Source organism: Meridianimarinicoccus roseus (genome assembly GCF_003172915.1).
In the GTDB taxonomy this organism is placed as follows: Bacteria; Pseudomonadota; Alphaproteobacteria; order Rhodobacterales; family Rhodobacteraceae; genus Meridianimarinicoccus; species Meridianimarinicoccus roseus.
This window is the reverse complement of the sequence record NZ_QGKU01000029.1, coordinates 1-22,487: the sequence shown is the minus strand read 5'-3', so window position 1 is coordinate 22,487 and position 22,487 is coordinate 1. Positions and strand designations below refer to the sequence as shown.

21 protein-coding genes are annotated in these 22,487 nt (G+C 68.1%); 11 read left to right on the top strand and 10 right to left on the bottom strand.

The genetic code is table 11. The annotated features are described in order from the left end of the window. The first annotated feature begins 68 nt into the window (after positions 1-68). The 4 genes from DKT77_RS07110 to rsmA are packed head-to-tail and all read left to right on the top strand — an operon-like array spanning position 69 to position 5,312. Positions 69-2,204, top strand: coding sequence for an LPS-assembly protein LptD (locus DKT77_RS07110; RefSeq protein ID WP_238547732.1), 2,136 nt, complete (start codon positions 69-71; stop codon positions 2,202-2,204). Positions 2,205-2,210: 6 nt separating this feature from the next. After that, positions 2,211-3,443, top strand: a complete 1,233-nt coding sequence (locus tag DKT77_RS07105) for a peptidylprolyl isomerase (protein ID WP_109811022.1) — start codon at positions 2,211-2,213, stop codon at positions 3,441-3,443. Beyond that, on the top strand, positions 3,440-4,429 hold the full coding sequence (pdxA, locus tag DKT77_RS07100) for a 4-hydroxythreonine-4-phosphate dehydrogenase PdxA (protein ID WP_109811021.1): 990 nt from the start codon (positions 3,440-3,442) through the stop codon (positions 4,427-4,429). The genes DKT77_RS07105 and pdxA overlap by 4 nt, the downstream gene beginning before the upstream one ends. Positions 4,430-4,469: 40 nt before the next feature. Beyond that, positions 4,470-5,312 carry a 16S rRNA (adenine(1518)-N(6)/adenine(1519)-N(6))-dimethyltransferase RsmA gene (gene rsmA / locus DKT77_RS07095; protein WP_109811020.1) on the top strand — a complete coding sequence of 281 codons (843 nt, stop codon included), beginning with the start codon at positions 4,470-4,472 and terminating at the stop codon, positions 5,310-5,312. Between the two features lie 144 nt (positions 5,313-5,456). Here rsmA and DKT77_RS07090 read toward each other — a convergent pair whose 3' ends face one another. From DKT77_RS07090 to DKT77_RS07075, 4 genes are all read right to left on the bottom strand, one after another. Further along, a complete protein-coding gene (locus tag DKT77_RS07090) occupies positions 5,457-6,371 on the bottom strand; it encodes a DUF4167 domain-containing protein (RefSeq protein WP_109811019.1) in 915 nt (304 codons plus the stop codon). A 198-nt stretch (positions 6,372-6,569) separates the two neighbouring features. Next, positions 6,570-7,463, bottom strand: a complete 894-nt coding sequence (gene prmC / locus DKT77_RS07085) for a peptide chain release factor N(5)-glutamine methyltransferase (protein ID WP_109811018.1) — start codon at positions 7,461-7,463, stop codon at positions 6,570-6,572. After that, positions 7,460-8,515, bottom strand: a complete 1,056-nt coding sequence (prfA, locus tag DKT77_RS07080) for a peptide chain release factor 1 (protein ID WP_109811017.1) — start codon at positions 8,513-8,515, stop codon at positions 7,460-7,462. Before prfA ends, prmC begins: the two co-directional genes overlap by 4 nt. 33 nt (positions 8,516-8,548) lie before the next feature. Next, positions 8,549-9,031 (bottom strand): DUF1499 domain-containing protein, encoded by a 483-nt coding sequence (locus tag DKT77_RS07075; protein ID WP_109811016.1) that lies wholly within the window; start codon positions 9,029-9,031, stop codon positions 8,549-8,551. 126 nt (positions 9,032-9,157) lie between these two features. On the opposite strand from DKT77_RS07075, the gene mazG reads away from it, so the two are divergent. From mazG to DKT77_RS07060, 3 genes are all read left to right on the top strand, one after another. After that, positions 9,158-10,015, top strand: a complete 858-nt coding sequence (gene mazG / locus DKT77_RS07070) for a nucleoside triphosphate pyrophosphohydrolase (protein ID WP_109811015.1) — start codon at positions 9,158-9,160, stop codon at positions 10,013-10,015. A gap of 116 nt (positions 10,016-10,131) precedes the next feature. Beyond that, positions 10,132-11,148, top strand: a complete 1,017-nt coding sequence (locus DKT77_RS07065) for an extracellular solute-binding protein (RefSeq protein WP_109811014.1) — start codon at positions 10,132-10,134, stop codon at positions 11,146-11,148. 161 nt (positions 11,149-11,309) lie between these two features. Further along, positions 11,310-11,837, top strand: a complete 528-nt coding sequence (locus DKT77_RS07060) for a LysE family translocator (protein WP_238547731.1) — start codon at positions 11,310-11,312, stop codon at positions 11,835-11,837. 217 nt (positions 11,838-12,054) lie between these two features. Here DKT77_RS07060 and DKT77_RS07055 read toward each other — a convergent pair whose 3' ends face one another. Further along, entirely contained in the window at positions 12,055-13,731 is a 1,677-nt protein-coding gene (locus DKT77_RS07055) for an ABC transporter permease (RefSeq protein ID WP_109811013.1), read from the bottom strand. Between the two features lie 150 nt (positions 13,732-13,881). Here DKT77_RS07055 and DKT77_RS07050 point away from each other — a divergent pair, with 150 nt between their 5' ends. Then, complete coding sequence (locus tag DKT77_RS07050) at positions 13,882-14,829, top strand: nucleoside hydrolase (protein WP_109811012.1); 948 nt, start codon at positions 13,882-13,884, stop codon at positions 14,827-14,829. On the opposite strand, the gene DKT77_RS07045 is transcribed toward DKT77_RS07050, so the two are convergent. Both DKT77_RS07045 and DKT77_RS07040 read right to left on the bottom strand, forming a co-directional pair. Beyond that, complete coding sequence (locus DKT77_RS07045; protein ID WP_109811011.1) at positions 14,826-15,674, bottom strand: VPLPA-CTERM sorting domain-containing protein; 849 nt, start codon at positions 15,672-15,674, stop codon at positions 14,826-14,828. The two genes, DKT77_RS07050 and DKT77_RS07045, sit on opposite strands and share 4 nt — an antisense overlap. A gap of 103 nt (positions 15,675-15,777) precedes the next feature. Continuing rightward, positions 15,778-16,314 carry a CBS domain-containing protein gene (locus tag DKT77_RS07040; RefSeq protein ID WP_109811010.1) on the bottom strand — a complete coding sequence of 179 codons (537 nt, stop codon included), beginning with the start codon at positions 16,312-16,314 and terminating at the stop codon, positions 15,778-15,780. Between the two features lie 119 nt (positions 16,315-16,433). Between DKT77_RS07040 and DKT77_RS07035 the strand changes: the two genes are divergently transcribed. Beyond that, positions 16,434-17,867 (top strand): protein adenylyltransferase SelO, encoded by a 1,434-nt coding sequence (locus DKT77_RS07035; RefSeq protein ID WP_109811009.1) that lies wholly within the window; start codon positions 16,434-16,436, stop codon positions 17,865-17,867. 69 nt (positions 17,868-17,936) lie between these two features. Then, positions 17,937-18,347, top strand: coding sequence for a Fur family transcriptional regulator (locus DKT77_RS07030; RefSeq protein WP_109811008.1), 411 nt, complete (start codon positions 17,937-17,939; stop codon positions 18,345-18,347). A gap of 4 nt (positions 18,348-18,351) precedes the next feature. Here DKT77_RS07030 and DKT77_RS07025 read toward each other — a convergent pair whose 3' ends face one another. Together DKT77_RS07025 and DKT77_RS07020 are read right to left on the bottom strand one after the other, a co-directional pair. Beyond that, positions 18,352-19,530: an alginate lyase family protein gene (locus tag DKT77_RS07025; RefSeq protein WP_109811007.1), complete on the bottom strand. Its 1,179-nt coding sequence runs from the start codon at positions 19,528-19,530 to the stop codon at positions 18,352-18,354. Between the two features lie 91 nt (positions 19,531-19,621). After that, positions 19,622-19,879: a YjhX family toxin gene (locus DKT77_RS07020; RefSeq protein WP_109811006.1), complete on the bottom strand. Its 258-nt coding sequence runs from the start codon at positions 19,877-19,879 to the stop codon at positions 19,622-19,624. Positions 19,880-20,204: 325 nt separating this feature from the next. Between DKT77_RS07020 and DKT77_RS07015 the strand changes: the two genes are divergently transcribed. Continuing rightward, complete coding sequence (locus tag DKT77_RS07015; protein ID WP_109811005.1) at positions 20,205-21,089, top strand: DMT family transporter; 885 nt, start codon at positions 20,205-20,207, stop codon at positions 21,087-21,089. 218 nt (positions 21,090-21,307) lie between these two features. On the opposite strand, the gene DKT77_RS07010 is transcribed toward DKT77_RS07015, so the two are convergent. Then, a protein-coding gene (locus tag DKT77_RS07010) for an IS3 family transposase (RefSeq protein WP_109810157.1) occupies positions 21,308-22,410 on the bottom strand; the annotation gives its coding sequence in 2 pieces (ribosomal slippage) (positions 21,308-22,149 and positions 22,149-22,410; 1,104 coding nt in all). Positions 22,411-22,487: the final 77 nt, after the last annotated feature.

Here is a 22,487-nt window from a genome sequence, read left to right as displayed (position 1 = left end):
CGCACCGCGCGCCTCTGTCCACCTCCCGCACGCGGGCGGGCCATCGCGGCGGCGCTGCTGCGGCCGCTATGCTACTCTTGGTGCTGGCGCTGGCCGCGCTCGCCGTTATGCCTGCCCGTGCGCAAGACACAGCCGCCACCGCCGGACCGCAGGAGGTCACCGCCATCGTCGCCGACGTGGTCCGCATCGACGGCAACGAACGGCTGGTCGCGACCGGCAACGTGGAGGTGTTCTCCCGCGGGACCCGTCTGAGGGCGCAGTCGGTGACCTATGACCGCGCCGCGGACCGCGTCCAGATCGGCGGCCCGATCGAATTGCGCGATGCCGACGGCACGATCGTGCTTGCCGACCAAGCCGAACTGGACAGTGAGTTGACCGAAGGCATTCTGCGCGGCGCGCGGCTGGTTCTGGATGGGCGCCTGCAGGTCGCGGGGGCCGAAATGGCGCGGCGGCAGGACCGGTTCAACGACCTGCGGCAGGTTGCGGCCTCCAGCTGCAAGGTCTGCGAGACCGGCGAAACCCCGCTTTGGGAAATCCGGGCCAGCCGGGTGATCCACGACCAGGACGCGGGGCAAGTCTATTTCTACAACGCGCGGTTCCGCATCGCGGGTGTTCCAGTGTTCTACCTGCCTGCCCTGCGCGTGCCCGACGGCACCGATCCGCGGGTGCGCGGCTTCCTAGCGCCCAGCGTGCGCAACACAACCGAACTTGGGACCGGGGTGAAACTGCCCTACTTCATCCCGCTGGGCGATCATGCCGACGTGACGCTTACGCCCTACATCACCGAGAACCAGAGTCGCACACTGGAAGGCCGGTTCCGCCGCGCCTTCGTCAATGGCGACATCCTCGCCGAAGGGGCGGTGTCGCGCGACACGCTTGAGCCGGGCAGCAACCGGGGCTATCTTTTCGTAAACGGAAGCTTCGCCATTCCGCGCGACTTCACATTCACCTTCAATCTTGAGACGACGTCGGACAAGCCCTACCTGCGCGACTACGACTATTCTGACAAGGACAGGCTGGACAGCAGTGTTGCGCTCAGCCGGGTGCGGAGCGGCGAAAGGATCGAAGGGGCGCTGACCTTCTACAATTCGCTGCGCGCGGACCGGGACGACGATGATGAACCGACGCTTGTCGGCGACGCGCGCTGGAACCGGCGGGTGCAGGCGCCGGGGCCGGGTGGCTGGGTCGATCTGGACCTGATCGGCCATTTCCACCAGCGCGAGTCGACCGAGGACATCGTCGGGCGCGACATGGCCCAGATCCGAGGGCGCGCAGGGTGGCGGCAGCGCTGGACCGGGCCGGGCGGCTTGCGGTTCAGCGCACGGGCGGAACTGACCGCCGATCTGAAGCAGATCACCGATGACAGCCGCTTCGAAAGCACGCAGGCCGGGCTTTGGCCGCAGGGCGCGGTAACGCTGTCCTGGCCGCTGATCCGGCCCTCGGCGGATGGCGGGCACCAGTTGCTGGAACCCGTGCTGCAAGTGGCCCACAGCGCCGACACCGGGATCGACACCGCCAATGACGACAGCACGCAGGTCGCGCTGGACACCGGCAACCTGTTCGCCTTCAACCGTTTCCCAGGCCTCGACCGTACCGAAACCGGCACCCGCGCCAATGTCGCCCTGCGTTGGAGCATCGTGGATCCAAAGGGCGTGGCGATACGGCTGACCGGCGGGCGCGTCTACCGGCAATCCGGTCGCGGCCAGTTCTCGCAGGAGTCCGGCCTGTCGGGGGCCGAGTCGGATTGGCTCGCGCAGATCGACCTCGACATCACCGACACCCTCAATTTCCGGACACTGGCCCTTCTGGACGACGATCTCGATCTGTCGCTCTACGAGGCGCGGCTCTTCCTGCGCGGCCCATTCGGGTCGCTGCTGACCTCGAACTACATCTGGCAGGCCGCCGATACCGCCGCCGAACTGAACGACGACGTGTCCGAACTCGCGGCGTCCGCCAGCGTGCCCGTCACCCGGTCATGGTCCGCCCGCGGCGAGTTGCGGCGCGACTTCACCGTCGGGCGGACGAACTATTCCGGACTTGGCGTCGCGTACCAGAATGAATGCATCAGGGTTGATCTTTCCGTGGCGCGGCGGTTTAGAGCGACAAGTGACGTGGACGCAACCACGACCTACGGCCTGTCCGTCGAACTGGCAGGCTTCGGAACACAGGGCCGGGCCGCGACCCCGGGCCGCTGCAAGAACTGAGGACGCATGAGCCCCTTAATCCGCCTCTCCGCCCTGATCGTGCCGGTCCTTGCACTGATGCTGGCGCTGTGGCCGGCGGCGCAGCCCGCGATGGCGCAGAACCTGTTTGCCACCGTGGCGCAGGTCAACGACAGCGTCGTGACCCGGTTCGAGGTGATCCAGCGCGCACGGCTGTTCCAGGTCATGCGCCGTCCCAACGTGACCGAGGAAAGCGCGCTGCAATCGCTGATCGACGACCGGCTCAAGCAGGAAGCGGCGCGCAATGCCGGGATCGTACCCACTGAAGAGGACATCTCCTTCGGGCTGGAGGATTTCGCCTCGCGCGCAAACCTCACCGGAGAGGAATTCCTGATTGCCGTCAGCGAAGTCGGGATCGAACCCGAAACCGTGCGCGACTATGTGCGCACGCTGCTGCTGTGGGGCGACGTGGTGCGCGAACGCTTCACCGCGCGCGCCCGTCCGTCGGATGCTGAGCTTGACCGCGCCATGGCGCTTGGCACCGAGGGCGGCAGCACCCGCGTGCTGCTGTCGGAAATCATCCTGCCGATCAGTGCCGAGGTGGCGGCCGCGACCCGCGAACGCGCCGCTGCGCTTACCGAGATCCGCGGCTTCGACGCCTTTTCCGCTGCCGCACGGCGCTTTTCGGTCGCGCCATCGCGCACCGATGGCGGGCGACTCGACTGGCTGCCGCTCTCAGACCTTCCGCCGCAGATCGCGCCGATCCTGCTGACGCTGCAACCGGGCGACGTGACCCAGCCGATCCCTGTGCAGGGCGGGCTGGCGCTGTTCCAACTGCGCGCGCTTGAAGACCGGCGCCCGCCGCTTGCCGGGCAGGTGACGCTCGACTACGCGATGCTGCGCTTTCCCGCGGGCACCGACCTAGGCGCCGAGGCCACGCGCCTGCGGGCCGAAACGGACCGCTGTGACGACCTGTTCGGCGTGTTCAAGGGCGCGGGCGAGGACCGGTTGCAACGCCTGTCCGAAGCGCGCAGCGCCCTGCCCGGCGGACTTGCCCCGGTGCTCGACCGGCTCGATCCGGGCGAGTTGGCGGTGCTTCCGCCGCGCGTCGCAGGGGCTGGCGGCGGCATCGTGATGCTATGCGAGCGGGCCGAGATCCGCGAAGAGGACCTTAGCCGCGAAGAGGTTCGCCAGCAGCTATTCATCCGCCGTCTCGAAGCCTTCGGCGAGGCGTATTTGGCCGAACTGCGCGCCGCCGCCTTCATCGAGACGCGCCAGTGACCGCGCCGATCGTCCTGACCTGTGGGGAGCCCGCGGGCGTCGGGCCCGAACTTGCCGCCAAGGCCTGGGAGGCACGTGGCTCGGCCCTGCCCTTCGCGTGGATCGGTGATCCGTCGCACCTGCCGCAGGGCACCCCTGTGGCCGAGATCTCCGCGCCGCACGAGGCGCTTTCGGTCGCGGGCCGGGCGCTCCCGGTGCTCGTGCATGATTTCGGCGGCCCCGCCGCGCCGGGCACGCCCGACCCGGCCCATGCCGCGCACGTCATCTCGGCGATCGCGCGGGCGGTGGACCTTGCGCAATCCGGCGCCGCGGGCGCGGTGTGCACCGGACCGATTCACAAGAAAGCGCTGAAGGACGGGGCCGGTTTCGTCCATCCCGGCCATACCGAATACCTCGCCGCGCTGGCGGGCGTCGACCGCGTGGTCATGATGCTGGCCTGCCCCGAGCTTCGGGTGGTACCGGCCACGATCCACATCGCGTTGTCGCAGGTGCCGCAGGCGCTGACGGCTGACGGTCTGACAGCCACGCTGCGGATCACCCATGCCGGGCTGCGGCGCGATTTCGGCTTGCAAAATCCGCGACTTGCGGTGGCGGGGCTGAACCCCCACGCGGGAGAGGGCGGTGCCATGGGCCGCGAGGAAATCACGCTGATCCGCCCGGTGATAGAGGCCCTGCGCGCCGAGGGCATGGCGATCAGCGGGCCGCATTCGGCGGACACGCTGTTCCATGACGCGGCGCGCGCACGCTATGATGCGGCCATCTGCATGTACCATGACCAGGCGCTTATCCCGATCAAGACACTGGACTTTTCCGGCGGCGTGAACGTCACGCTGGGCCTGCCTTTCGTACGCACATCACCTGATCACGGCACCGCCTTCGACATCGCGGGCACGGGCCGGGCAGACCCGGCCAGCCTGATCGCAGCGCTGGACCTTGCGCAGCAGATGGCCGCGGCGCGTGCCGCCACGGCCCGCGCCGCGCTTTAGGATATCGTGTAGGAGACTTGTAGGAGTCCCGTAGGAGCCCATGGCCGCCATCGACGCTCTTCCCCCGCTGCGCGCGGTCATCGCCGAACACGGGCTGAGCGCGCGCAAGGCGCTTGGCCAGAATTTCCTGCTGGACCTTAACCTGACCGCGCGGATCGCGCGTGCGGCAGGCGACCTTGCGGCCTGCGACGTGCTGGAGATAGGCCCCGGCCCCGGCGGGCTGACCCGCGGCCTGCTGGCCGAAGGCGCGCGCCGCGTGCTGGCGGTGGAGAAGGACGCGCGCTGCATTCCGGCACTGGCCCAGATCGCGGAAGCCTATCCCGGGCGGCTGGAGATCGTGGAAGGCGACGCGCTGGCCATAGACCCGCTGGACCGGCTGACCCCGCCAATCCGCGTCGCCGCGAACCTGCCCTACAACATCGGCACCGAGCTTCTGGTGCGCTGGCTGACGCCGCGAGACTGGCCGCCGTTCTGGGAAAGCCTGACACTGATGTTCCAGCGCGAGGTCGCGCAGCGAATCGTCGCGCAGCCGGGCAGCAAGGCCTACGGGCGTCTTGCGATCCTCGCGCAGTGGCGCAGCGACGCGCGCATCGTGCTGGATCTGCCGCCGCAAGCCTTCACGCCGCCGCCGAAGGTCAGCAGCGCCGTGGTGCACCTCACCGCCTTGCCCAGCCCCCGTTTTCCAGCCGATCCCGCCGTGCTGTCGCGACTGGTGGCGGCCGGATTCAACCAGCGCCGCAAGATGCTGCGCGCCTCGCTGCGCGGTCTGGCTGGCGATATGGAGGACCTGCTGACCGCAGTCGGCATCCCGCCCACCGCACGGGCGGAAGAAATCGAATTGGAACGCTGGTGCGCGCTGGCGCGGGCCTGTGCCAATAGCTGAGGGCGCCGCGCCCGAAGACGGCCATGCGCGCCGATTGCACTAAACCACACAAGGAGAGGCGAACAGCGTGCCGCGCCGTCAGCGCAGCAGCGTGCCCGCCAAAACGTTTGACGGGCCATGGCGGAAAGGAAAGAGAGCGGCGGGTTACTCCGCCGCCTGCGAGGGGGTGTTGTCGCTGCCGGAGCCGCCCGTGTCCGAGCTGCCGTTGCCGCCGTCGGTGCCCCCATCGATTCCGTCCGCCGCGGTCGGGGTCGCGGCCTTGGGTGCACGCGGTTTGCGCGGTGCGCGCGGCTTGCGCTTGGGCTTTTCAGCGGTGTCGCCTGCCTTGTCCTCGGGCGTGTCCACGAGACCTGTATCGCCAGCATCCGCGTTGTCCGCACCGGACAGATCGAGCACATCCTGAGTGGCGGCACGCGCGCGCGAGGCCCGACGCCGGGGCGCGGCGGGCGCGTCGCCCTGCGCTTCGGCGGTGGGCTGGCCCGCCTGCTGCTGCGGGACGTCCTGTGCGGCGGCATCGGTGGCGTGCTGCGGCTGCGATTCGCCCTGCTGTTCCTGCTGCGGCGCGCGGTCGCGCGGGTCGCCACGGCTGTCGCGCGGATCCCGCCCGTCGTCGCGGCCCCTGTCGCCACGGTCATTGCGATCGCTGCGGTCATTCTGACCGCCGTTGCGATCATTCCGGTCGCTTCGGTCGCCGCCCTGCCCACCGTTGTTCCGGTCGCCGTTCTGGTTGCCACCGCTCTGGGTGTTCTGGTTGTTCTGGTTGTTCTGACCGCCGCCCTGCTGGGCTTCCTGCTGCTCCCGGCGGGCGTCAGCTTCGCGCTGCGCCTCGCTCAGCATCCGGGTATAGTGTTCGGCGTGCTGCTGAAAATTCTCAGTGGCGACGCGGTCATTGCCAAGCTGCGCATCACGGGCAAGCTGGTTGTACTTGTCGATGATCTGTTGCGGCGTGCCGCGTACCTTGCCCTCGGGCCCGGAACTGTCGAAGACGCGGTTGACGATATTGCCGACCGACCGGTTGCGGTTCGTCTTGGACCGCGAACGTTGCTTGGATGATCTCATGAGAAGGTGGTCTCGACCTTGTTACTGCCTGCAGCGCGCGGGGGCCGGTGATCTGGCCCGATTCTCGCGAACGGCTGTCTTACTGGGCTTGGCGTCAGGGGGCACCCTTTTGGTGCGCCACTCGTCTGACGGGGATCTGTAAATCACGCGACCGATGGGCTGACAAGCGCAAACTTGCAACAAACGGCTGTATCGGCGCTATTTCTGCCCGTTTTCATGCGCGCAGACAACCCTGTCGCGACCGTCGAGATCGGGCAGCACCCGCACGCCCGCCAGCCCGGCGGCCCGCGCCAGCGCGCTGACGGGCGCGCCTTGGGCCGGTCCGGTTTCGAGAAGGACGCGCCCGCCGGGGGCCAGAAGGTCCGGCAGCGCGGGCAGGATCGCGCGGTAGGCCCCGAGCCCGTCGCCACCCGGGCAGAGCGCACCGTGCGGTTCCCAGTCGCGCACCTCGGGCGAAAGCGCGGCCATTTCGGCTTCGGAGATATAGGGCGGGTTGGACAAGATCAGGTCGAACGGGCCGTCCAGCGCATCTGCCCAGCCCATCACTGTCCAGTCGCCCGGCACGAGGTCGGCCCGTTCGGCCACCCCAAGCGCGGCAGCGTTGGCGCGCGCGACCGTCAGCGCGGCGGCAGAAGCATCGATCCCGGTGCCAACCGCGCCAGGCCATTCGGCAAGCAGCGTCAGCAGGATGCAGCCCGTCCCGGTGCCGAGGTCGAGCACGCGCGCCGCAGGACGGGCCAACGCCTCGGCGATCAGCGTTTCCGTTTCGGGGCGCGGGTCGAGCACATCGCCGCTGACGGCGAACCGGCGGCCCCAGAACAGCCGCCCGCCGACGATCTGCGCGACCGGTTGGCGGCGCAGCCGGGCCGCGAGCGCGGCGTCCAGCCGGGCGGCGGCAGCGGGGGCCATCGGGTCCGGCAGGTGCAGCGTCAGCCGGTCCGCGGGCAGATCCAGCGCGTGGGCCAAAAGCCGCCGCGCATCGGCGGCAGGGTCGGGCAGGCCCGCGTCCCGCAGCCGGGCCCGCGCTGCCGCCAGCGCCTGCGCGGCGGTGGCGGGTGCGGCAGGCGGTTCGGCGGGCCCCGTGCGGGTCATGGCGACAGTTCGGCCAGGCGGGCGGCTTCGTCATCGGCGATCAGGGCATCGATGAACTCGTCCAGCGCGCCCTGCATCACCGCATCGAGCTTGTAGAGTGTCAGGTTGATGCGGTGGTCACTGACCCGGCCCTGCGGAAAGTTGTAGGTGCGGATGCGTTCGGAGCGGTCGCCGGAGCCGACCTGCCCCTTGCGGGTGGCGGCGCGTTCCGCATCGGCGCGGGTGCGTTCGATGTCATAGAGCCGGGTCTTGAGCACCTGCAGCGCGATCGCCCGATTCTGGTGCTGCGATTTCTCGGACGAGGTTACGACGATGCCGGTGGGCAGGTGGGTGATCCGCACCGCACTGTCGGTGGTGTTGACGTGCTGCCCGCCCGCGCCAGACGCGCGCATCGTATCGATGCGCAGGTCCGCCGGGTCGATCTGCACGTCCACGTCCTGCGCTTCGGGCAGCACCGCCACCGTCGCCGCCGAGGTGTGGATGCGCCCGCCACTTTCGGTTTCGGGCACGCGCTGCACCCGGTGAACGCCGGATTCGAACTTCAGCCGCGCGAACACGCCCGCCCCGCCGATCCGCACGACCGCCTCGCGGATTCCGCCAAGGTCGCTTTCGCTGTGCTCCAGCATCTCGAAACGCCAGCCGCGCAGGTCGGCGTAGCGCTGGTACATGCGCAGAAGGTCGGCGGCAAACAGTGCGGCCTCTTCGCCGCCAGTGCCGGGCCGGATCTCGATCATCGCATTGCGGTCGTCCGCGGCATCCTTTGGCAGCAGCGCGATGCCGAGCGCGCGTTCCAGCTCCGGCAGCCGTTCGGTCAGCACCGGCAACTCATCCTCGGCCAGCGCGCGCATTTCGGGATCGTCCAGCATCGCCGTCGCCTCGGCGATGTCGGCGCGAAGCTGGCGGTACCGGCGGATCTCTTCCACGACTGGGCGCAGATCGGCGTATTCGCGGCCCAGCGCGGCCATGTCGGCCCCGGCCACGCCGCCCGCCATCCGCGCTTCGAGATACTCGAACCGCGCGAGGATCTGTTCCAGTCTGTCGTCAGGTATCATGGAAAGGGCATGTGCCGGGCCGGTGGCGCGCGGTCAAGCCCCGCCCGCGCGCAGCCGCCCGATCCAGTCCTCGATCCGGGCGCGGTTCACGCCCAAGTCGGACTGCCCGAAACGCAGCCGCGAGAACACAGCGAGCCGCGCACCACCCTCGTCGGCGGGAACCGCCCGCACCGAGATGTAGTCGGGAAAGCCCCAGAGCGCGGAGCGCGCGACATAGGTCACCTGCCCCTCGTCAACCGACCCGGCCAGAACGCTTACGCGCGGTTCGGACCGCGCGACCCGGTCGAAAGCCGCCAGAAGGTCGGCCGGAGCCATGTCGAACACCGGCCCTGTGGAACTGCCGCCCGACGGCCGCATCAGGTAGTAACCGGGATAGCCGGGCTGTGCGACCTCCAGCGGATCGACATGCCAGCGTGCCGGATCGCTGGGCGCAAGCCGCACATAAGCGCCGAAGACGAGCGCGGCCAAGATCAGCACGCCCAGCACGATTTCAAGACCAAGCAACACCCTGCGCATCCCCGAACTCCGTTTCCCTGCGCGACGATGCGCCTGTCGCGCGGGGAATTGCAACCGCCTGCGGGCTGGACAGGCCCCGCTGTTGCAGGCCATCACCGGAACGACCCGACGCTGACGGAGCCCCCGATGACCGACCCGATCCACGACCCTGATGGCGGCATGCCGCGTCTGCTGGAAATCATGCGCCGCCTGCGCGACCCTGACACCGGATGCCCCTGGGACATCGAGCAGGATTTCGCCACAATCGCCCCCTATACGATCGAGGAAGCCTACGAGGTGGCCGACGCCATCGCGCGGCGCGACTGGAACGATCTGCGAGGCGAATTGGGCGACCTGCTGCTTCAGGCGGTCTATCACGCGCAAATGGCGCAGGAGGCCGGGCATTTCAGCTTCGACGACGTGGTGCGTACCGTGGCCGACAAGATGGTGGCGCGGCATCCGCATGTCTTCGGCGAAGACAGCCGCGACAAGACCGCCGAACAACAGGTCGCCGACTGGGAGACGATAAAGGCCGCCGAGCGCGCGGCGCGGGCGCGGCAGGGCGTTCTGGCGGACGTCGCGCTGAACCTGCCCGCGCTGATGCGGGCCGAGAAGCTGCAGAAACGCGCCGCGCGGGTCGGTTTCGACTGGCCGGACGTATCTCATGTGCTGGACAAACTGGCCGAGGAAAGCGCCGAACTGGTCGAGGCGCGCGGCAGCGCTGATCCGGCCGCCATCGCGGACGAGTTCGGAGACCTGCTGTTCGTGGTGGTCAACCTCGGCCGACATCTCGGTGTCGACCCTGAGACCGCATTGCGCGGCACCAACGACAAGTTCGCCCGCCGCTTCGCTGCCATCGAGGCGCGGCTGGCGCAAGACGGGCGCAGCCCGCAGGACGCCACGCTTGACGAGATGGACGTGATCTGGACCGAGGTGAAGCGAGCCGAGAAGGCAGAAGCGGCGAGCGGATCGGGCGCGGTCGGCGGAGCGCGGCGAGATACCTGAATATTTTTGTCGGTCATCGCCGCATCCGCATTGACCCGAGTATTTTTGTCGTGTTTAAGCTTTCGCAGATACACGAGAAAAACAGTCGTGTACTCAGGATCAACAAGGACATCACGATGCTGCGACACCTTCACTATTCCCTCAGCGCCCTGCTGCTGCTGTCCGCCGCCGCTCCGGCCCTCGCCGATGTGAACATCTATTCGGCCCGCCACTACGACCGGGACGACGAACTTTACGCCGCCTTCACAGAAGCCACCGGGATCGAGGTCAACCGGATCGAGGGCGACAGCGACGAGTTGATCGCGCGGATGCAGGCCGAGGGCGCCAACAGCCCCGCCGACGTATTCCTGACCGTCGATGCAGGCCGGATCTGGCGCGCCGATGAAGCCGGCCTGCTGGCCGCCGTGGACAGCGACGTTCTGAACGCGCGCATCCCCGACTACCTGCGCCACCCGGACGGACACTGGTTCGCCGTGTCGCAGCGCGCGCGGGTTATCTTCTATGCCAAGGACCGCGTGGACACCCCGCCGCGCAGCTACGAAGAGTTGGCCGATCCCGCCTATGCAGGGCAGATCTGCATCCGGTCATCCTCCAACGTGTACAACCAGTCGCTGCTGGCCTCGATTATCGAGGCGGACGGGCCGGAAGCCGCGCAGGACTGGGCCGAGGGCGTCCGGGCCAACATGGCGCGCGAGCCGCAGGGCGGCGACACCGACCAGCTCCGCGGCATCGTATCGGGCGAGTGTGATATCGCGGTGGCCAACACCTACTACTTCGTGCGCGGCCTTGCCGAGGACGTGGACGGACTGTCCGGCGGGATCGACAATATCGGCTGGGTGTTCCCCAACCAGGGCGGGCGCGGCACGCACACCAACATCGCCGCCGCGGCAATCCTGAAGACCGCGCCGAACCCGGAGGACGCAGTGGCCTTCCTCGAATTCCTCACCACCGATTTCGCCCAGCAGCACTTTGCCAACCAGAACTACGAATACCCGGCCGTTCCGGGCGTGGCGCTGGGGCAGGACGTGGCGAAGCTGGGCCTGTTCGTGCCCGACACCGCGACCGGCGTTGCCGCCTATGGCGAGAACGCGGCGCAGGCGCAGCAGATCTTCAATACGGTCGGCTGGCCCTGAGATCCTGCCCTTCGGGGCAGACAGACAGGCTGAACGGCGCGGGCGGGTCCTTTCGGGGGCCCGCCCGTTTGTCTGCGCGCGGGGCAATGCGCAGGAACCGGGTCGCGCCGGAGCCACCGGGCTGCGACGGTCCGGGCACCGCTCACGCAAAGGCACCGTCCATGACCGACAGCACGCTTGCCCTTCTGGTCTTCCTGTTTCCGCTCGCCTTCAGCCCCGGACCCGGAAACCTGTTCTTCGCCGCGCTCGGCGCGCGCGGACCGCTGCGTGAAGCCGCCGCGCCGATGGCGGGCTACCACATGGCGACATGGGCGGTGACCGTGGCGATGGGGCTGGGGGCGTTCGGGATGGTGCAGGTGCTGCCCGGCCTGACCCGCTGGCTGGGCTACGCCGGGGCGGGCTACCTTCTGTTTCTGGCCGCCGGGCTGCTGCGGGCCGGGCCGGGCAGTGGGCTGAACAGCCCGGACCGCGCGGGGATCGGGACCGGCGCGGCGCTGCTGCTGCTCAACCCCAAGGCCTATGTCATCATCGCGCTGATGTTCGCGCAATTCGCCGAGGCTGCGGGCAGCCCCGGCGGCGTGGTCTGGATCGCCACGGTGTTCACGCTGAACAACCTGGCGGCCTTCGCGCTGTGGACGGTGCTGGGGGAACGGCTGGCCGCGATCTGCGGCGCGGGGCGGTGCGGCTGAACGCGGCGCTTGCGGCCTGCCTTGCGGGGGTCGCACTCTGGATGGTGGCGGGGTGAAGGACGGCGCGGCGGCGGATGTCCCCGGGACGGCCGCCCGCCACGCGCTCGCCCGCACCGAAGGTGCCGGGCCCAACGGGATGAGACATCGACAGATGTCGAAGACAGGCGGGAGCGCCACCCTTCTGCGCGGTGCCCCTGCACCGCGCGGGCCTGAACCGTCAGCCCGCCCTGAGCGCTGTGCCTTGCGCGGCAGCGGCGGCGCTGGCACCGCGGGTCTCGCGGTCCAGCGTGCGGCACAGCAGCATCACCGGAATCAGCCCCACCGCCACCAGCACCAGCGAGGGCACCGCCGCCTCGCGCAGCCGTTCGTCCGCCGCCAGCCGGTGCGCCTGCACCGCCAGCGTCTGGAAATTGAACGGATGCAGGATCAGCGTCGCCGGCAGCTCTTTCATCACGTCCACGAACACGATCAGCAGCGCGGTCAGCACGCTGGCGCGCGCGGCGGGCAGGTGCACCCGGCCCAGCAGCATCGGCCCCGACCGCCCGAGCGAGCGCGCCACCGCATCGTGGTGCAGCGGCACCGTGGCCATGCCGCTGTCATAGGCATTCAAAGCCGCAGCCATGAAGCGCGCCATGTAGGCGAAGACCATTAGCCAGATCGAGCCGGTGATCAGAAGCCCGGTGTCGATGCCGAAACGCGCTTCCATGAGAGCATCGAGCGCATTGTCGAACCGCGCGAAGGGCACCATCAGACCCACCGCGATCACCCCACCCGGCACGGCATAGCCCAGGCCCGCACCAATCACCAAACTGCGCGACAGCCGCCCCGGCCGCACCCGCGCGCGAAAGGCGATCATTACCGCGCCGATTACCGTCAGAACCGACGCGATGCCCGCCACGGTCAACGAATTGGCCAGCAGGTCGCGGTAGCGCGGGTGCAGCAGGCTCTGTCCGCTGTCCAGCGCCATGCTGCCCAGCATGAGCAGCGGTCCGAGAAACCCGATCAGCACCGGCAGCGCACAGAACGCCGCCGCCGCCCAGCCCGCCGCCCCGGTCAGCCGCGCCTTGCCCATCGCGTCGAAGCGTGGCCCCGACCCGGCGGTGCGTGCGCGGCCCCGGCTGGCGCGTTCCAGCCCCGCCACCAGCAGCGCGAACATCAGCAGGCACAGCGCCAGCTGCGCCGCCGCCCCACGATCGCCGACCGAGAACCACGCCTGGTAGATGCCCGTGGAAAAGGTCTGCACGTTGAAATGCGCGACCGTTCCGTAATCCGCGATCGTCTCCATCACCGCCAGTAGCGTACCGCCCGCGATCGCCGGGCGCGCCATCGGCAAAGCCACCCGGCGGAACGCGCCCATCGGTGACTGGCCCAGCGTGCGCGCCACCAGATACGCATTGGCGGATTGCTGACGGAACGACGCCCGCGCCAGAAGGTAGACGTAGGGATACAGGACCATCGTCAGCATCACCGCCGCCCCGCCCAGGCTGCGCACCTCGGGAAACCAGTAGTCGCGCGGCCCCCAGCCGGTCACCGCCCGCAGCGCGGTCTGCACCGGGCCGGGATGGTCCAGCATCGCGGTATAGGCATAGGCCAACACGTAAGCCGGGAACGCCAGCGGCAGCGCCAGCGCAATCTCCAGCCAGCGCGCGCCGGGAAAGCGGTAGACCGTCACCAGCCACGCCGCCCCGCTGCCGATCACCGCCGCGCCCACCGCGACCAGCACCACCAGCGCGGCCGTCGTGCGCACATAGCCCGGCAGCACCGTCGCCAGCACCGTGCGCCAAGTATCAAGGTCGCTGCCAAGGGCGGCTAGCGCGGCGGCGAAGATCGGCAGGGTGCAGATCGCCAGCACCGGCCAGGCCAGCCAAAGCAGCAGTCTTTCGGCACGGGACATGGGCGCGCTCCGGTCGGGATGGCAAACTTAGCGTTTCGGTCGGAAATAGGCCCCGCCCCGGCGGCCCGCAACCGCTTTCTGCGCGCGCCCCTTTCCAAGCCGACCGCGGCGTGCATAAGCTCGGGCCGCAACCAGACCTTGGGGACCGACATGACCACCGCGCCGCGCAAGATCATCATCGACACCGATCCCGGCCAGGACGACGCCGTCGCGATCCTGCTGGCGCTGGCCAGCCCGGAGGAGATCGAAGTGCTGGGCATCACCGCCGTGGCGGGCAACGTGCCGCTGGCGCTGACCGCGAAGAACGCGCGCATCGTGTGCGAACTGGCCGGGCGCCCGGACGTGCCGGTCTTCGCCGGGGCCGCGCAGCCACTGGTGCGCGCGCTGCGCACGGCCGAGCACGTGCACGGCGACAGCGGGCTGAACGGCCCAGCCCTGCCCGACCCGTCGATGCCGCTGCAGGACGCGGGGGCGGTGGATTTCATCGTCGATACGCTGCGCCGCGAGCCGCCGGGCACGGTCACGCTATGCCCGCTCGGTCCACTGACCAACATCGCGCTGGCGCTGGAACAGGCCCCCGACATCGCCGCGCGAATAGCGCATATCGTGCTGATGGGCGGTGCCTATTTCGAGGTCGGCAACATCACCCCCGCGGCCGAGTTCAATATCTACGTGGACCCCGAGGCGGCGCGCGCGGTCTTCGCCTGCGGCGCGCCGATCACCGTGATGCCTCTCGACGTGACGCACAAGGCGCTGACCACCGCCGAGCGGGTGCAGGCGTTTCGCGACATGGGCACACCGGTGGGCCGCGCCGTGGCCGAATGGACGGATTTCTTCGAACGGTTCGACAAGGAAAAATACGCCAGCCCCGGCGCGCCGCTGCACGACCCCTGCGTGATCGCCTGGCTGATCCGGCCGGAGCTGTTCACCGGCCGCCACATCAACGTGGAGATCGAGTGCATGTCGGACCTGACGCGTGGCATGACCGTGGCAGACTGGTGGGGCGTGACCGATCGTGCGCCCAACGCCACCTTTATCGGCGACGTGGACGCAGACGGGTTTTTTGCACTGCTGGCGGAGCGGATCGCGCGGCTTTAGCCGACCGCGCCCCTTCGGCGCAGCCGCAGCGCGCCCACCATGCTCAAGCCCGTCAGCAGCAGCCCGGCACCGGCTGGCAGTGGCACCGGCGCGACCAGACCGGACGTCAGTGCGAAAGCGCCGAACTCCATCGAGATGTCGTCGCCCGGCGCGATGGTGAAGGCGAAGCTCGCATTGGTCACCCCGGACGACTGGGACACCGATGTCGACCCGACCGGGCAGCTGAGCGGATCGGCAAGCTCAAGCGTGGCAACGCAAGCTTCGGCGTCGAAATAGGCGTCCAGCACAACGCCCGCAATCGCGCTTTCGGCGAAAACGTACGCCTCGGCGAAGCCTTCCGCGCCCGCAATTCCCGACCCCGCCGGGTTGAACGACACGGTGGCATTGGTCAGTATCGTGTAGGTCAGGCCTAGGAACAGGTTTCCCGATGTGCTGTTGAACAGATCCAGATACACGAAACTGTCCGAGGTGGAGTAAGCCGTGCCAAAGGGCAGCGCCCCGGAGACAGACGCTTTGGCGAAGCCTGACCCAGACAAGCTGGCTGGATTGATCGACACCTCCTGAGACCCGCCGAACGAGGCTCTGCCCTCGTCGTCCTCGTCCAAACCGAAGCTGAGATCGCCGAAATCGACATCCGATTGCGACAGCGAGGCGATGTCATCACCCGTGAGCGTCAGCATCGCCGACACCTCGCCTCGCGCGGTTGCCGAGAAGGAGCTGGCTGCCTCTGCTTCCTGCGCGGGCAGCAAGCTGGCCATAAACGCAAGCCCGACCAGCGGCGCGGCCCCCGCACGCACCGCCCGGACGGATCGCGGCGCGATGCTCGAAAGGGGTTCAAGGGACATGGCCGCACCTCCAATGGATCAGAACCGAAACACGTTAACCCAAACAGTTAACCACGCCTGCCAGAAGTTGGCAAACCCCAAGCACAGCCCTCAAGGCGTCAAGTCAAACGGTCTGAAGGACAATCACCATCAGTAGGGAATAAAGCGCGATCCCGCCGCCGATCAGCACCAGCGCCCAGTTGCGCCCGATGCTGGCGCGGGTCAACGTGCCGGCCTGCTGGATCAGGTCAGGCCAAGTGTAGCTGACGAAATCGCCCTGCGTGAACACTGCGGTCACCTTTCCGGCTTCGTTGACCACCGGCAGGCGGCGGAAGCGGTCGTTCGACATCATGCGCAGCCAGTCCAGCACGTCGTCGGTTTCGCGCGCGACCCGCACGTCGCGGGTCATCACCTCGGATAACGGCGTGTCGTCGGGCGCGCGCCCCTCGTTCACCACTTTGGTCATCACGTCGCGTTCTGTCACGATCCCGACAATGCCGCCATCGGCGTCGGTGACGACGACCGACCCGAAGCGCCGGGCGGTCATCGCCGACACCGCCTCGCGCACGCTGGCGGTTTCGGGGAAGGTGAGCGGGCGCGGCTTGCCGGCGTATTCGGGGCGGTCGCGCAGTTGCATCGTCACATGATCGGTTGCGGCCATGAGTCTCTCCTTTCGCTGTGAGCCCCTTTGACCCTAGACCGTTCGCACCGAAGGCAAGCCCCCGCACCCTTTCGCCGCGCCCGGCCACGCCCTATCTTGGGGACAAACGGAAGGCCGCCATGACCCTGCACATCCCCTTCGACAACAGCTATGCCCGCCTGCCCGCGCGGCTCTTTCACCGCCAGACCGCCGAGCCTGTCAGCGCACCCACACCCATCGTCGTGAACGGCGCGCTGGCGGCGGAACTGGGGCTGGACGCTGCGGCGCTGGCCGGGCCCGAGGGCACGGCGGTGCTGGCTGGCAATGCCGTGCCCGGCGGCGCCGATCCGCTGGCGCAGGTCTATGCGGGGCACCAGTTCGGCGGCTGGAACCCGCAACTTGGCGACGGGCGCGCGCTGCTGCTGGGCGAGGTGATCGACACCGCCGGGCGGCGGCGCGACCTGCAGCTGAAAGGGTCCGGCCGCACCCCGTTCTCGCGGATGGGCGACGGGCGTGCATGGCTCGGCCCGGTGCTGCGCGAGTACGTCGTGAGCGAGGCGATGCACGCGATGGGCATACCGACAACCCGCGCGCTGGCCGCCGTCGCCACGGGGGAGCCGGTGTTGCGCGAGACCGGCCCGATGCCCGGCGCTGTGCTTACCCGCGTCGCCGCCAGCCACATCCGCGTCGGAACGTTCCAGTTCTTCGCGGCCCGCGGCGATCTGGAGGCGGTCCGCGCGCTGACCGAGTACGCCATCGCGCGCCATTATCCGCAGGCAGAGGATGCCGCTGGCCTGCTGGAGGCGGTGATCGCCGCGCAGGCGGATCTGGTGGCGCGCTGGTTGGGGGTGGGCTTCATCCACGGGGTGATGAACACCGACAATTGCGCGATCTCGGGCGAGACAATCGATTATGGGCCCTGCGCCTTCATGGACCGCTACGAGGCGGGCAAGGTTTTCTCGTCCATCGACCGGTTCGGCCGCTATGCCTATGATCGCCAGCCCGACATCGCCGTTTGGAACCTTGCACAGTTCGCCACCTGCCTGCTGCCGTTGATTGATGCCGATCAGGACCGCGCGGTGGACCGGGCGACCGAAGCGGTTCACCGCTTCCCAGCGCTGTTCGCGGCGCGCCGCCTTGCGGTTTTCCGCGAGAAGCTGGGCCTGACGGACATTGGCACCCCGGACGAGGACGGCGCGCTGATCGACGATCTGCTGGAAGCGATGGAAGCGGGCGGCGCGGATTTCACCAACACCTTCGCCGGGCTGGCCGATGGCATCGCCCGCGCGGCCTTTGCGGACAGCGCGCCTTTCGAGGCGCTCGCGCCCCGGCTGGCGGCGCGCCACGCCGCGCAGGGCGGGCCGGACCGGGACGCGATGGCGCGCGCAAACCCGCGCCTCATACCGCGCAATCACCAGATCGAGGCAATGATCGCCGCCGCGGTGGCCGGGGATTTCGCGCCGTTCCGGCGGCTGAACGAGGCGCTGGCCAATCCGTTCGCGGCGACGCCCGCAGATCTTGCCGCGCCCCCCGCCCCCCACGAGGAGGTCGCGGCCACGTTCTGCGGCACCTGACACGGCGCTAGGGTCTGGTGCGCGGCCACCCTTTGGCCTAGAACGTTCCGGCAGCAGAGCGGAGCACCCATGCCCCGAACCATCACCGCCCGATGCGAGCAGAAGGGCCTGCGCATGACCGGCCAGCGGCGCACCATCGCACGCGTGCTGGATCAGGCACGCGACCATCCGCATGTAGAGGAACTGCATGCGCGGGCATCAGCGGCCGATCCGCGCATCTCGCTGGCCACGGTCTATCGCACCGTGAAGCTGTTCGAGGAATCCGGCATTCTCGAGAAGGTGGATTTCGGCGATGGGCGCGCACGCTACGAATCCGCCGAACGCGAACACCATGACCACCTGATCGACCTCGATACCGGTCAGGTGATCGAATTCGTCGATCCCGAGATCGAGGCGCTGCAGGAACGCATCGCGGCCCGGCTCGGTTACCGGCTGACCGGCCACCGGATGGAACTCTACGGCGTACCGTTGAAGAAGTGATGCCCTAGCGGCTGGAATAATAACAGCCCGCCGAGAACCCGGAGATCTGGGTGAAGCTCTCCAGCCTTGCAAGCCGATCATGCATCGGGCTGCGCGGCAGGACGATGCCAAATTCCCGGTCTGCGATCATGTAGAGATTGAGCGCGTACTGGTGCACGAAATCGCGCGTGTCTGCCGGGTTCGTGCTGTAGGCGTCACCCCGATTGCCCACCGCGCGAAACGCCGCATGGTCCCGAACGCCAAGGTCGGTCTTCGCAGCAGCCGCGCGCAGGCGCGGCCCGAGCGCGGGGTCGGCGAAAAAGTCGACCCCCCAGGCGCGGGCCAGAAGCGCATAGGACAGCGCCGGATCAAGGCCGTAGGTGTGATACCAGAAGCCCCGCACCCCGCGGAATGAATTCTGGTCGATATAGCCGGACGGTTCGATCCGTTTCAGGAAATCTCCGCGGCGGAACGACAACTCGTTGCGCGCAATTCCCATGTCCCCGGTGATCTGCGCATAGGCCAGACGGGCCATGCCCATGTTGCCGAAGTCATAGATCCCGTGCTGGTTGCCGGTCGCATCGACGCGCACGAACTTGCGATAGGCGGCGTCGAACCAGGGCCGCAGCGCCGCGCGGTCGGCATCGGTCAGGTATGGGTCCAGCACGGCGGCGGAAATCATCAGGTTGGCATACATCCGCGTCACGAAGCGCGGCGTGTGGGTCGGGCACGGCGCCGAGGGGCCGGCCTCGTAGCAGGCCGGAAGGCTGCGCGCCTGTTGCCAGGACAGCAGGTTCGGCTCGTCCAGGTACCGCCCGGATTGCGCCAGCCTGACCAGCCCGTCGATGATCGTGCGGGCCAGCGCGGGGTCCTGCGCCGCGGCGGCGGCGTAGCTGTTGAAAAGGACGGGCTTCCAGTTGGCGGCGAAGGCGTCCTTTTCGACGGTCAGCGAGGTCGAGCGTCGCAGATCCGCAATATACTGCATGTGGTTATCATGCAGCGCCGCCAGCGCCCGCCGCGCGGCGGCGGTGCTGCGTCCTGCGCCGCGCGCATCGGTAAGGCACGCGGGCCCGAGGCTGTCGGCGATGAAGTGGCGCGGCGGTGCCACGGCTTGCCCGACGCCCGGTCCCGCCGCCGTCATCTGGCACGCGGACAGGATGGCAAGCGCGCCCAGAAGACTCAGTCGGCCCAGCAGACGCGTCATGGCGATTCTCCCGTCTTCCGTTGGGTAAGGTTAGGGGCGGCTCGCGAAACCTGTCAACGTCCAGGGATCGCGGGCCGCCGCCCCTGCGTTTTCAGCGGTTGTCGAGTTGTGCCCGTACCGAGACGAGACCGGCCCTGGTGATCGCATAGGGCCGCCCACTGCGCGAGCGCACGAAGCGCCGTCGCCGCAACCGCTCGAACACGTCGAGTGTGCAATCGGCCAGCACATGGCCGTCGCGGGTGAAGCAGATGATATCGCGGATCTTGCCATTGGCCGCGCGCTCGAAATGAAGCGCACCGCCCTGTGCCAGCACGTGCAACACGCGCTGTTCGGCTTTCGAGATGTTCATGGAATCGTCGTCCGGAAAACTGGTCGCAATGACGGGCCGCCCGGCGTCACGCGCGGACGGTGTCAGGCTGGTGTTCCGGTGGTCCGGAACTAGCGGGTGACCGCAATCTCCGACATCAAGTCTCCATCGGCGGATACGCTCCGCCTCAGAGCGATATGCGCCCGGCCACGTCCCGATGCAACCACGACGCGGCCTGCCCACCCTGCCGCGACGGCACCGTCGCCTTGCCGCAACACGGCCGCCGCACCGCCGCCAGATCGCCCCCTCTGGCCCCCGCCCGCGATCCGCGCTAGGCGAAGACGGAACTCCGTACAGGGCGCCACATATGGACAACATCAAGGGCATCGCGCTGATGATCGCGGCGATGGGCGGCTTCGCGCTCGAGGACATGTTCGTCAAGGCCGTGTCGGCCAGCCTGCCCACAAGCCAGATCCTCATCCTGCTGGGCACGGGCGGCACGCTGATCTTCGCGGGCTGGGCACGGGCGCGCGGGGCGCACCTGTTCGCACCGGCGATGTTCACGCGCGCCATGTGGCTGCGCAATGCGGGCGAGGTCGCAGGCACGGTCTGTTTCGTGTCGGCGATCACGTTGGCGCCGCTGTCCACCGCGTCGGCCATCCTGCAGGCCACACCGCTTGCCGTGACGCTCGGCGCGGCGCTGTTTCTAGGTGCGCCCGTTGGTTGGCGACGCTGGACGGCGATCCTCGCGGGGTTCGCGGGCGTTCTGCTGGTGGTGCGTCCGGGGCTGGCCGGATCCGACCCCGCCGCCCTCTTGGCCGTTGCCGCCGTCTTCGGGCTGGCCGCGCGGGATCTGTGCACCCGCGTCGCACCGCCCGCGGTGTCCAGCCTGACGCTCTCGGCCTATGGCTTCGCCATGGCGACGTTGGCGGGCGTAGTGCTCCTGCCCTTTGGCGGCGGGCCGGTGATGCCCGACGGCGCGACGGCCCTCGCGCTTGTGGGAGCGCTGTGCTTCGGCGTCGCGGGCTATTACGCGATCACCGCCGCCATGCGCGTGGGCGAGGTCGCGGTCGTCACGCCCTTCCGCTTCTCCCGGCTGATCTTCGCCCTGATCCTCGGCATGGCCGTTTTCGGGGAACGCCCCGACGCGCCGACGCTGCTGGGCGCGGCCATCATCATCGCCTCGGGCCTTTACACGCTCCTGCGCGAACAGCGGCTCGCCTCCCGCCGCAAACAAGCCGTGTTGCCGTAGCTGCCAAGTGAATGTCTTGACCGGTGCGCTTTTGTGCAAGACCATTGATCTTGGGTTAACTTTTTAGGGTTGCGTGAAACGTAGCGAGCTTTTCGTTTGGCCGCTGCTGCGATATTCGCCGGGGCTTCCGCCTTCGCTGCTCCGGTCAGTGCCAGTTTCCTTGCGGATGCACTGCTCCCCGACCTTGGACCGCCGGAAGCTGGATTTTTCCGGCTGTCTCACGATGACGGGCTGGTGACGCCATCGGGATAATGCATGGCCATCGGGATGTTGTATCCGATCGCGCTGTGAGGTCGGTCTTCGTTGTAGTGTCTACGCCAATCTTCCAGCTTTTCGCGGGCGTCGGCAAGGCTCATGAACCAGTGCGCGTTCAGGCATTCCGCGCGGAGCTTCGAATTGAACGCCTCGATGAACCCGTTGTCGGTCGGTTTTCCCGGTCGCGAGAAGTCCAACGTGACGTCGTTGGCATAGGCCCAGAGGTCGAGGTCACGGGAGATGAACTCGCTGCCATTATCGACCCGAATGGTCTTCGGGTAGCCGATCTTGGCGCAGACCTTCTCCAGTGTTTGCACGACGTCTTCGCCGCGGTAGGCGAAGCGGGCATCAGCCGCTGGACAGAGCCGGGAATGGGTGTCCACCACGGTCAGGATGCGGAGCTTCTTGCCCATGGCGAGTTGGTCGTGAACGAAGTCCATCGCCCAGACATCGTTCGGGCCGACCGCTTCCTGGCGGTCCTCGCGCAGCTTCGCTTTCACCCGGCGTTTCGGGTGCTTGTTCCGCAGCTGAAGCCCCAATTCGTTGTAAATCCTGCGCGTCTTCTTCATGTTGATGATCCAACCTTCTCGCCGAAGCAAGACATGCACACGGCGATAGCCATACCGCACACGCGTCTCGCAGATCTCCCTGATCCGCCTTTCGACGGCAGCCTGATGCGTCCGCCGGGACTTGTAGTGGTAGCTGGACGTGTCAAGGCAGATGGCCCCACAGGCCTTCCGGATCGACACGCCCCAGTCGACGCACATCCCGGTCACGATCTCTCGCAGACGCCCAGGCTTCAGAGCTTTCGGCGGATCACGTCCTGCAACATCTCCCGATCGAGGGTCAGATCGGCGACGATCTTCTTCAGCCGTGTGTTCTCGTCCTCAAGCGCCTTCAGCCGGCGCATCTCGTCTGGCAGCAACCCGCCATATTTCTTCTTCCAATTGAAATAGGTCGCCTGGCTGATCCCCGCCTTGCGACAGATCTCCGCGACCGGCGTTCCCTGCTCCCCCTGCTTCAGGATGAACGCCTTCTGCGCCTCCGTGAACTTCGATGCCTTCATGCGTTTCCGCTCCTCTCCCAGCCAGGAAAGATTAGCCGAAAACTCCAGCTTCAAACGGTCCAGTTTTCAGGGGGCAG

Bases quoted from the DNA above. Each gene is read 5' to 3' on its own strand.
- DKT77_RS07110 (WP_238547732.1), top strand. From the start codon at position 69: ATGCTACTCTTGGTGCTGGCGCTGGCCGCGCTCGCCGTTATGCCTGCC.
- DKT77_RS07105 (WP_109811022.1), top strand. From the start codon at position 2,211: ATGAGCCCCTTAATCCGCCTCTCCGCCCTGATCGTGCCGGTCCTTGCA.
- rsmA (WP_109811020.1), top strand. From the start codon at position 4,470: ATGGCCGCCATCGACGCTCTTCCCCCGCTGCGCGCGGTCATCGCCGAA.
- DKT77_RS07090 (WP_109811019.1), bottom strand. From the start codon at position 6,371: ATGAGATCATCCAAGCAACGTTCGCGGTCCAAGACGAACCGCAACCGG.
- prmC (WP_109811018.1), bottom strand. From the start codon at position 7,463: ATGACCCGCACGGGGCCCGCCGAACCGCCTGCCGCACCCGCCACCGCC.
- prfA (WP_109811017.1), bottom strand. From the start codon at position 8,515: ATGATACCTGACGACAGACTGGAACAGATCCTCGCGCGGTTCGAGTAT.
- DKT77_RS07075 (WP_109811016.1), bottom strand. From the start codon at position 9,031: ATGCGCAGGGTGTTGCTTGGTCTTGAAATCGTGCTGGGCGTGCTGATC.
- mazG (WP_109811015.1), top strand. From the start codon at position 9,158: ATGACCGACCCGATCCACGACCCTGATGGCGGCATGCCGCGTCTGCTG.
- DKT77_RS07065 (WP_109811014.1), top strand. From the start codon at position 10,132: ATGCTGCGACACCTTCACTATTCCCTCAGCGCCCTGCTGCTGCTGTCC.
- DKT77_RS07060 (WP_238547731.1), top strand. From the start codon at position 11,310: ATGACCGACAGCACGCTTGCCCTTCTGGTCTTCCTGTTTCCGCTCGCC.
- DKT77_RS07055 (WP_109811013.1), bottom strand. From the start codon at position 13,731: ATGTCCCGTGCCGAAAGACTGCTGCTTTGGCTGGCCTGGCCGGTGCTG.
- DKT77_RS07050 (WP_109811012.1), top strand. From the start codon at position 13,882: ATGACCACCGCGCCGCGCAAGATCATCATCGACACCGATCCCGGCCAG.
- DKT77_RS07045 (WP_109811011.1), bottom strand. From the start codon at position 15,674: ATGTCCCTTGAACCCCTTTCGAGCATCGCGCCGCGATCCGTCCGGGCG.
- DKT77_RS07040 (WP_109811010.1), bottom strand. From the start codon at position 16,314: ATGGCCGCAACCGATCATGTGACGATGCAACTGCGCGACCGCCCCGAA.
- DKT77_RS07035 (WP_109811009.1), top strand. From the start codon at position 16,434: ATGACCCTGCACATCCCCTTCGACAACAGCTATGCCCGCCTGCCCGCG.
- DKT77_RS07030 (WP_109811008.1), top strand. From the start codon at position 17,937: ATGCCCCGAACCATCACCGCCCGATGCGAGCAGAAGGGCCTGCGCATG.
- DKT77_RS07025 (WP_109811007.1), bottom strand. From the start codon at position 19,530: ATGACGCGTCTGCTGGGCCGACTGAGTCTTCTGGGCGCGCTTGCCATC.
- DKT77_RS07020 (WP_109811006.1), bottom strand. From the start codon at position 19,879: ATGAACATCTCGAAAGCCGAACAGCGCGTGTTGCACGTGCTGGCACAG.
- DKT77_RS07015 (WP_109811005.1), top strand. From the start codon at position 20,205: ATGGACAACATCAAGGGCATCGCGCTGATGATCGCGGCGATGGGCGGC.